12 protein-coding genes are annotated in these 9139 nt (G+C 70.2%); 9 read left to right on the top strand and 3 right to left on the bottom strand.

Features of this window, described 5'->3' with window-relative positions; translation table 11 throughout:
* Positions 1-56: 56 nt before the first annotated feature.
* The 6 genes from AB0N73_RS09165 (at position 57) to AB0N73_RS09140 (ending at position 4547) form a co-directional block, all read left to right on the top strand.
* Positions 57-917 carry an inositol monophosphatase family protein gene (locus AB0N73_RS09165; protein ID WP_363562622.1) on the top strand — a complete coding sequence of 287 codons (861 nt, stop codon included), beginning with the start codon at positions 57-59 and terminating at the stop codon, positions 915-917.
* Complete coding sequence (locus tag AB0N73_RS09160; protein WP_363562620.1) at positions 914-1495, top strand: hypothetical protein; 582 nt, start codon at positions 914-916, stop codon at positions 1493-1495. Before AB0N73_RS09165 ends, AB0N73_RS09160 begins: the two co-directional genes overlap by 4 nt.
* A gap of 54 nt (positions 1496-1549) precedes the next feature.
* Positions 1550-2188, top strand: a complete 639-nt coding sequence (locus AB0N73_RS09155) for a SatD family protein (protein WP_363562618.1) — start codon at positions 1550-1552, stop codon at positions 2186-2188.
* Entirely contained in the window at positions 2185-3054 is an 870-nt protein-coding gene (locus AB0N73_RS09150) for a hypothetical protein (protein ID WP_363562616.1), read from the top strand. Before AB0N73_RS09155 ends, AB0N73_RS09150 begins: the two co-directional genes overlap by 4 nt.
* A gap of 119 nt (positions 3055-3173) precedes the next feature.
* On the top strand, positions 3174-3623 hold the full coding sequence (locus AB0N73_RS09145) for a Cpe/LpqF family protein (protein WP_363562614.1): 450 nt from the start codon (positions 3174-3176) through the stop codon (positions 3621-3623).
* Positions 3624-3647: 24 nt separating this feature from the next.
* A complete protein-coding gene (locus AB0N73_RS09140) occupies positions 3648-4547 on the top strand; it encodes a serine hydrolase (RefSeq protein ID WP_363562612.1) in 900 nt (299 codons plus the stop codon).
* 168 nt (positions 4548-4715) lie between these two features.
* Here the strand turns inward: AB0N73_RS09140 and AB0N73_RS09135 are convergent, their stop codons facing one another.
* Positions 4716-5891, bottom strand: a complete 1176-nt coding sequence (locus tag AB0N73_RS09135; protein WP_363562610.1) for an adenosylhomocysteinase — start codon at positions 5889-5891, stop codon at positions 4716-4718.
* Positions 5892-6151: 260 nt separating this feature from the next.
* Here AB0N73_RS09135 and AB0N73_RS09130 point away from each other — a divergent pair, with 260 nt between their 5' ends.
* Positions 6152-7075 (top strand): DUF5996 family protein, encoded by a 924-nt coding sequence (locus AB0N73_RS09130; protein WP_363562608.1) that lies wholly within the window; start codon positions 6152-6154, stop codon positions 7073-7075.
* 12 nt (positions 7076-7087) lie between these two features.
* Here AB0N73_RS09130 and AB0N73_RS09125 read toward each other — a convergent pair whose 3' ends face one another.
* Complete coding sequence (locus AB0N73_RS09125; protein ID WP_363562606.1) at positions 7088-7354, bottom strand: hypothetical protein; 267 nt, start codon at positions 7352-7354, stop codon at positions 7088-7090.
* A 229-nt stretch (positions 7355-7583) separates the two neighbouring features.
* On the opposite strand from AB0N73_RS09125, the gene AB0N73_RS09120 reads away from it, so the two are divergent.
* Positions 7584-7724, top strand: coding sequence for a hypothetical protein (locus tag AB0N73_RS09120; RefSeq protein WP_363562604.1), 141 nt, complete (start codon positions 7584-7586; stop codon positions 7722-7724).
* 111 nt (positions 7725-7835) lie between these two features.
* On the opposite strand, the gene AB0N73_RS09115 is transcribed toward AB0N73_RS09120, so the two are convergent.
* The gene (locus AB0N73_RS09115) at positions 7836-8375 is read right to left on the bottom strand and encodes an SHOCT domain-containing protein (RefSeq protein WP_363562602.1); all 540 of its coding nucleotides are present in this window, start codon (positions 8373-8375) and stop codon (positions 7836-7838) included.
* A gap of 78 nt (positions 8376-8453) precedes the next feature.
* On the opposite strand from AB0N73_RS09115, the gene AB0N73_RS09110 reads away from it, so the two are divergent.
* On the top strand, positions 8454-9098 hold the full coding sequence (locus AB0N73_RS09110) for a hypothetical protein (protein WP_363562600.1): 645 nt from the start codon (positions 8454-8456) through the stop codon (positions 9096-9098).
* Positions 9099-9139: the final 41 nt, after the last annotated feature.

The following is a 9139-nucleotide window of genomic DNA, read 5'->3' as shown; positions in this document are numbered from 1 at the left end:
GCGCGCTGTCCACACACTCCGCATGCGCCCTCTGCGGGCCCGGATAAACTGGCCGCATGTCCCCCGACACCTCCTCCGCTGCCTCGCGCGCGGATGCGTCAGCCCCCTCGGCGATCGCCGGCACCGACCTGCGCGACGACCTCGCGCTGGCGCTGCGGCTGGCCGACGCCGCGGACGCGATCGCGATGTCCCACTTCGACGCCGCCGACCTCGACGTGCACGCCAAGCCCGACGCGTCGTACGTCACCGAGGCCGACCTCGCGACGGAGCGCGCCATCCGCGACCTGCTGGCCGCGGAGCGCCCGGACGACGCGATCCTGGGCGAGGAGTTCGGCACGGTGGGCGACAGTCCCCGGCAGTGGATCATCGACCCGATCGACGGCACCCACAACTACCTCAAGGGCATCCCGATCTGGGCGACCCTCATCGCGCTGGCCGTCGACGGCGTGCCGCGCGTGGGCGTCGTCAGCCAGCCCTCGATCGGACGCCGCTGGTGGGCGGCCGAAGGCCACGGCTCCTTCACCGAGGTCGACGGCGTCGAGCGGCGCCTGCGCGTCTCGGATGTCGACACCCTGGAGCGCGCGAGCGTGAGCTTCCAGAGCGTCGCGCAGTGGGACGAGGCCGGCAAGCTCGACGACCTGGTGCGTCTCTCGCGTTCGGTGTGGCGCGACCGCGGCTACGGCGACGCGTGGCCCTACATGCTGCTCGCCGAGGGACGCCTCGAGATGGTGGCGGAGTTCGGCGTACAGGAGTACGACATCGCCGCCCTGCACCCGATCATCACCGAGGCCGGAGGGCGACTGACCGCCTTCGACGGCTCGGACTCTCTGACCGAGAAGTCCGTCCTCGCCACGAACGGCGCGCTGCATGAGCGCTTCCTCGACTTCTTCTCCCCCGCATCGGAGCGCTCCGCATGACCCGTCTCGGCTCGCGCCTGCTGATGGCGACCACGCTCGCCGCCGGCACCCTGTTGCTCGTGACCGCCTGCGCCGGCTCCACGGAACCCGCCGAGCCCTCCGCGGCCGCTCCCGTCCCGACCGCCACCATCCCCGAGACACCCGTGGCGACGAGCACTCCGACGCCCGACGCCGTGACCGACGTCACCTGCGACTCGCTGCTCTCGCAGTCCGTGATCGACGAGTTCGCGTCGCACAAGTGGACGGCGAAGGAAGACGTGTTCCGCATCGGCGACCTCACGATCGACGAGGGCATCCAGTGCGTGTGGGGCGATTACACCGTCCCGAGCGACCACGTGCAGGTGTTCGGCTGGGCGCCGATCTCGGACTCCGAGGCGGATGCCGCGCGCACCTCGCTGATCGCCTCCGGCTGGTCGGTCGTGTCGGGCACCTCCGGCGCATACATCACCGAGAACTCCGACACGGCCGTGGCCCGTGACGACGAGGGCTACGGCATGACGTACGAGTTCGGCGACGGCTGGGTGACGCTGGCCGACACGAAGCAGAGCCTGCTGCTCATCGAGCGCCCCGCCTCCTGACGCGGGATTTCTTTTTTCCTTATATCTGAAGGATATAAGCGATAACATCGGGCTATGACCTCGTATGTGGCGGTGATCGTCGATATCGTCGGCTCCCGCGATCTCGCGGACCGGCGGGCGGCGCAGGCCGCGATCGCCGACGCGTTCGCCCGAGCCCACGAGACCTACGCCGCGGACATGCCGCTCTGGGCGACGGTGGGCGACGAGTTCCAGGCCCGCTACCTGACGCTCCACGACGCGCTCGGGGCGACGGCACTCGTCCGACTGCTGCTGCCCGCCGACCTCGACTGCCGCTTCGGGCTCGGGAACGGAGACGCCCACGCCGTCGACGCACGCGCCGACGGCGCCTCCATCCAGGACGGAGCCGCGTGGTGGCGCGCCCGCGAGGCCATCGAGATCGGACACCGCGCCGAGAGCCACGGTCAGCCGTCGCTGCGCACCTGGTTCGTCGGCCCCGATCCGACGGCGCAGTCGGGCGTGAACGCGCTGCTGCTGATGCGCGATCACGCGATCTCGCGGATGAAGGCCCGGGAACGACGGCTGGCGGCGGGGCTGCTGCAACGACGCGCGCAGCGCGATCTCGCCGTCGCCGAGGGGATCACGCAGTCCGCGGTGTCGCAGAGCCTGCAACGCTCCGGCGCGACCGCGCTCGCGGCGGGCCTCGACCTCTTCGCCTCGAAGGAGACCTCATGAGCGCCGCCCTGCTCCTCCTCATCGTGTCACTGGCCGATGTGGCGGTGGGCCTGGTGATCGCGACCGAGACGATCCCCGACGCGCACGCCGACGGCCGGCGCGCCACCAGCACGCGGATGCGGGTGGCCCTCGCCGCGGGCGGCGTCGTCGCCGTCGCGGTCGCCGGGCTCGGTGTCGCCGGCGGTGCACCCCTGTGGCTCGCACTCGTCTCGGTCGCCTTCGCCGCGTCGTGGCTCGGCGCGGGGTGGCGATTCACACATCTCGGCCGACCGACCGCGCTGCTCGCGCTCTCCCTGCTGCTCGTCGTGGCGATGATCGCTCTGCTCCTCTTCGTCCCGGCGACGCTCGCGGGCGTCTTCACGACCTCGGGCCTGGTTCCCGCGGGCGACGGCGCGACCGGCATCCCGGCCACCCTCGTGGTGGCCGCCGTCGCGGTCGTCGCCGCTCTCACCCGTACCTCGAACCTCATCTGCCGCGCGGCGCTCGGTCGCACCGTGCTGGCGCCGGAGCGCGAGGGTTCGCGCCCACCCCGACGCTGGTCCCTCGCGCTCGGCACCCGCCGCATCGCGACGCTCACCGACACGTCGGACGCGGCGGCGGACGCGGACGACGCTCCCCCGGCGCCGCTGCAGGGCGGGCGCGTAATCGGTCCGCTCGAGCGGATCCTGCTGACCGCGCTCGCGCTCAGCGGCGCGCAGGCCGTCATCGTGGGGCTCCTCGCCGCGAAGGGCGTGGTGCGTTTTCCCGAGATCAACGCCGACAACCGACGCGGGTCGAAGGCCGAGGAGTTCCTCGTCGGCAGCCTGGTGAGCTGGACCCTCGCGGGGCTGGCGGCCGCTTTCCTCTTCGCGCTGCAGAACAGCTGATATCCGGGCGATATCAGCTTTTTCGCGCGCAGGATCCTCGCGAACACCTCCCCCTCGGGACGGAGGCGCCCGCGCGGGGCGGCGGTTAGCGTGGAGGGATCCCCGCTCGAAAGGACACCATGCCCGCGCTCTCTCGACCCCGCGCCCGCCGCTCCCTGCTCGCCGTCGCCGCCGTCGCCGTCATCGCCGTGATGACCGCCTGCAGCCCGGTCGCCGAACCCGCGCCCGCCTCCGCCGGCGCCGACCTCATCGCCGACACCCCGGTGGGCGAGAAGACGCAGTGGATTCTCGAGGTGCTCGAGGCCGAGGACGACACCACCGCCGCCGTGTGGGAACCCGAGCTCCACGAGTCGTTCCTCGCTCAGGTCTCGGCGGAGGACGTCGCTCAGCTCCTGAACGTGCAGATCCGTCCCGCCGCTCCGTTCACCGTCACCGCCTACACCGGCGACGACGTGACGGGCGTCACGACGCTCGCGGGCTCCGTCGGCGAACCCCTCGATATGACCGTGACGATCGACGAGAACGACCAGATCGTCGGGTTCTTCCTCGCTCCCGCCGCCGAGCCGTGAAGAGAATCGGCCTCGATCGCTGAGGTGACCGAGCGCCTCGACGCCCTACCGGGCGAGGTGCGGGCACTCGTCCAGCGCACCCCCGCCTCGGGTACCGGCACCGAGACGCTGATCGACGCGGACTCCGCGACGCTCGCGCCCCTCGCGTCCGCGTTCAAGCTCTATGTGCTGCTGGCTGTCGCCGATGCCGTCACCGCGGGCGAGCTGGCCTGGGACGACCAGCTCACCGTCGACGACGAAGCGCGCAGCCTCCCCTCCGGCGAGCTGCAGGACGCTCCCACGGGCACGACCGTGACCGTGGAGGAGGCCGCATCCGCCATGATCGCCATCAGCGACAACACGGCCACCGACCTGCTCGTGGCGCGCGTGGGTCGTGCGGCGGTGACGGAGGCGATGGCCGCCGCGGGTCACTCCGACCCGCAGACCAACGTGCCGCTGCTCACGACGAAGGACCTCTTCACCCTCGGATGGGGCGACCGCGCGGGGCGCGACGCCTGGCTGAACGCCGGGACGGACGAGCGGCTCGACATCCAGCAGGGCATCGACGCCGCGCCGCTCGCCGTCGACGTCGCCGACGTGACGCCGACCGCGGTCTGGGTCGACGGTCTCGACTGGTTCGCCTCGGCGACCGACATCGCGGCGGTGCACGAGGCGCTCCAGCAGCGGAGCGACCCGGTGGTGCGCTCGATCCTCGGCGCCAACCCGGGCGCCGGTCTGACGTTCGACTCCGCACAGTGGCCGTACATCGCGTTCAAGGGCGGATCGTCGCCCGGCGTCCTCACCGGCACCTGGCGTGCCGAGGCCGCCGACGGCACCGAGCTGACGGTGGTCCTGCTGCTCTCGAGTAGCGACCCCGGCGCCCTGACCGCCGCGCAGGGAGACTTCTTCCACCTGGCTGAAGACCTGTTCCGGCTCGCCGCCTGAGCGCCGTCCGCGTCCGCCGAGGTCATCCTTTCGGCGGACGCGGGCGCCACCCCTCATCCCCTAGCGTGGCGACATGGACTGCGAACACGACCAGGTGACGCGCGACGAGGACGGCCCGTGGATCTGCCGCCGCTGCGGCCTCACCTTCGACTGAGCGCAGCCGCTCCCTCAGCGTCGCGACAAGAGGCGCACGAGACCCTCTGCGAGCACGCGGTCGACGCGGGAGGGCACCGCATCCACCCCGTCCGCCACGTCTCCCCCGGCGATCGCCGCCAAGCTGCGCGCCTGCAGCGCCAGACCGAGATCCATGGCCTGGATGGGGTTGCCGCCGGCGGCGGTGAGGTTGATCATGTGCGTGCTGTGGAGCACGACGACCTCGCGACCGTCGGTCAGCCGATGCAGCAGTCGCGCATCCGCATCCGCTCCCGCCGGTGAGAGCGAGACGACCTCCCCGCTCGCTGCGCGCAGAGCCGCGATGTCGAGCTCGCGCCCCTCATGCCCGACGCCGACGAGGACGATGCCGTCACGGAGGGAGGGAAGGTGCTCCTCGGTGATGACCTGCCGGGCACCGGTCGCCAGGAAGACCGCGTCGGAGGCGGCCAGCACCGCGTCGAGATCGGCCACCGCGTGACCGCGCATGAGCGCGTCCAACTGGCGGAAGGGGTCGATCTCGGCGACCGTCACCGACGCTCCGAGGGCACGCAGCGTATCGGCGGTGCCTTTGCCGCACGGACCGTACCCGACCACCCCGATCCGCTGGCCCGGGATCATGAGGTTCGTCGCGTTCATGAAGCCCTGGACGATGCTCTGCCCCACCCCGAACTCGTTCTCGACGAGCAGCTTCAGCCGACTGTCGTTGATCACGACGACCGGGAAGTCCGGGCTCGCGTCGAGGGCGCGGATGCGGAACGCGCCCGTCGTGGTCTCCTCGGTCGCGCCGCGGAAGTCCGGCGATCGCGGCGCTCCCTCGATCAGGCGGATGACGAGGTCGCCGCCGTTGTCGAGGACGAGATCCGGGCGCTGCGCGAGCATCGCGTCGAGGTGCGCCTCGCGTTCGAGCACCGTGTCGTCGCGGGCGCCGAGAACGACGACGCCCAGGGCGCGCAGCGCCTCGGCCGTGTCGGGCTGGGTGGTGCCGATGTTCCCGGTGAGCGTCATCTGGGCGCCGGCGGCGACCAGATACTGGCACAGCACCGCCGTCTTCGGCTCGATGTGGATGGTCATCGCCAGTCGCAGACCGGCGAACGCCGATCCCACCTCGGCGAAGGTGTCGGCCAGCAACGGCATATGCCGAGCGGCCCAGTCGATGCCCGGGAGCCCGCTCGGGGCAAGGGAATGGTTCATGGAATGTCCTGTCGTCGTCGGAGACGCCGCGGCTGTGCGGCGCCGGAGAGGCAGGACGGGGTCAGGGATGGAGTTCGCGACGGCTCTCGTCGGCACCGTAGAGCCGAGGCCGACGCGCAGAGGCCGAGACGCGCAGGTCTGCGCGGGTCGATCCGGTCGGGGCCATGCCGTCATCGTACCCACCCGTAGGCTGGTGCGGGCACGGACCGGCGCCTCGGCGTCGCCCGCGCGCACCCACATCCCGACAGGAGCCGACCCCCATGCTGAGCGAAGAGGTTCCGTACGACGACTGGACCCCGACGAAGGAGACGCTGCACCGTTTCGTGCAGATCGTCGGCAAGCTCCGTCTCGCACTCAGCGTCCGTCGTAACCACTGGTGGAACGTCCCGTTCCATCTCACCGGCACCGGCATCACCACGCGGCCGATGGGAGACGCCCCCACGTTCTCGGTCGACGTCGACTTCATCGACCATCGGTTGCACGTGGCGACCGCCGCGGGAGCGCGGGCCTCCTTCTCACTCGTCGGCCAGAGCGTCGCGAGCTTCCACCGCGCCTTCCTCGACGCGCTCGAAGCGGTGGGCGTCGACCCCGCGCCCGTGCGCGACGCCGCCCCGTTCGACCTCCCGGACGCCGATCGGAGGTTCGCGGACGACACCGAGCACACGCAGTACGACCCGATCGCCGTCACGCGCTACTGGCGCACCCTGTCGGACGTGAATCTGGTGCTGGAGGAGTTCTCGGGCCGCTTCTCGGGCAAGACGAGCCCCGTCCACCACTTCTGGCACACGTTCGACATCGCCGCCACCCGGTTCTCGGATGTCGTCGTGCCGCACGCGGCCGGCACCGACTCCGTCACGCGCGAGGCGTACTCGCGCGAGGTCGTGAGCGCGGGCTTCTGGTTCGGCGACGACTCGACGCCGTATCCCGCGTTCTACTCGTACACATCGCCGGAACCGGCGGGCATCGCGCAGCAGCCGCTCCCGGAGGGCGCGATGTGGGTCGATCGCGGCGGCTCGCACCTCGCGGTCTATCCGCTGACGAGCGCGCAGGCCACGGGCGACCCGCGCGCGGCGGCGCTGGCGTTCTTCGAGGCTTCCTACGTCGCCGGCGCCACCCTCGCGGGCTGGGACGTCGAGCGATACCGCTGCGTCGACGGCGCCACGGATCCGCACCGTCTCCGCTGACACCCCGCCCGATCAGCGGAACGGATTGGTGGCGTGGCCGGTCTCGTCCATCGAGCCCGCGGCGTAGCCCTGATCCCAGGCATCGCCCCGCAGCTCGCGCTCGCGACGGATGTCCTCGATCTGCTGGATCCGCGTCGCGAGGCGCACCCACTCCGCCCACCCCGCCGTGACGGCGGCACCGACATCGTCGTGGGTGCGCAGGATCCATCGTCCGGACGCGGCGTCGGGGCCGAGGACCGCCGGCCCGATGTCGATGGGATGCTGACGCGGATCGGACATGCGGAACCTTTCATCGGGGTCAGGCCATCGTGACACAGCGCGCGACGATGGCCTGCTCGCACGAAAAGAGCCCCTCGTCGCGACCATGTCGGGCGTGACGAGGGGCTCTCTGCGGTGACAGTGGCGTCGTGGAGATGGGGGGAATCGAACCCGCCTAGAACCTCTGTCCTGGCCTGCGATCCGCGGAATCACGCGGCGCAAGTGCTGGTAAGCGGAGGCAAGTTCAGGGGTGCTCCAGTATCTTCTGTGGGATTCACCCGACATTGAGATGACGCCGGCGATCGACCTCACGCTGGTCACGGATGCGGCGCAGCCGATGCGCCAGGAGAGGCCGCAGCTGCTCGGCCTCAAGCGTGTCGATTGCGGATGATCGCCTCATCCTTCCACCCGGTGTGCTTACGGTGGGCGTCCTCGAAGTCGAGCAGGTCAGGGAGCGGGATCGGAGCAGACACGACGACGATCCTCTCGCCGACCTCCGACATCAGAGGCGTGCGAGCATCTCGGCCTTCTTCGTGGTGAACTCTTCCTCGGTGAGGATGCCGGCGTCGCGGAGGCCGGCGAGCTGCTGCAGCTGCGCGGCGACATCGGGCTGAGCGGCGGGCGCGGGTGCCGGCGGAGTGACGACGGTGACAGCCGGTGCGGGCGAGGCCTCCTGCACGGCGGGGTGCTTGCCGAGCATCAGGTCGGTGAGCGTGTCCTTCACTATCTGCGCCTCGGCGTGCGAGACCCGGAAGTCGACCGTATTCCCCCCGGTGATGACGGAGACCTTCGAGTTGAGCATGCCGTCGCGCTTCGTAGTGACCGACGTCATCGACTTGACGGGGATCATTTCGGTCCCGGCCTTGCCGTTGCGAACACCCGTCGCGAGGACCGAGAGCCCCGCGGTCAGCACGCCCGCGGTGACCTTGCCGCCGGAGACGCCCCGCGCGACCTCCCACTCGATCCGGTCGGTGTAGACGCTCAGCTTTGCGTTCTTGCCGAGGATGTGCGAAGTGAAGCGGTAGAGCGGCTGGTCGGTCATGTTGTCCCCCTAGGTCGAATGATGCGGCGCGTGAGAGCGTACCCGACGTACGCAGCGCTCCCAGGTGATCTCTGCCACGTGACCACCAACCCCCGCGCGCGCCACACGATCGACCAGTGGCGCACTATCCGGGAAGCGTTTGCCGATCGGATGGAGACGCTGCTCGAGGCCTTCCTTCGTGAGCCGTCGCGCCGCCATTTGCTGGACGCGGCTGCAGCACTGCGGTTTCTCCTGATCGAGAACGGTGTCTCGAATGCCAACGCGTTCCGGATGAAGATCGTCTTCCGGGCCAGGATGCTTCCCCGGGTCGAAACGGTCGCGCCACCGTTTGCGGTCATGCGGGAACATCTCTCGACGAAAGACCGTCAGACCTACCTCGACCAGTGGACGTATTGGTCTCAGCACGTCCTCGACGCGAACATGCCCGACGATCCAGTCGTGCCTCAGCCCATTCGTGAACTCACGCTCCCCCAGTGGATGCAACACGAGGTCGGTCACGGCAACGGCCGCTATTACCGGGTGGGCGAACTGATCAAGTTTTTCGCCAATAAGCACGGCGGCGTGCATGTCTCGGGTGATGGCGACGGCTACCTCGAGATGATCTCCCACGCCGCGACCGACATCGAGATAGCGGGACCGATGCAGCAGCTCCGGTGGATCGCGAGCACGACCTATGTCGCCCTCACCCCGCTCCTGATAGAGCTCTTCCCACCGGAGCAGTGACCCGGAAACACGAAAGGCCCCCGACCGGTATCCGTTGATAC

Source organism: Microbacterium sp. NPDC089189 (genome assembly GCF_040685095.1).
Taxonomy (GTDB): Bacteria; Actinomycetota; Actinomycetes; order Actinomycetales; family Microbacteriaceae; genus Microbacterium.
This window is presented reverse-complemented; position numbering and strand designations above follow the sequence as displayed.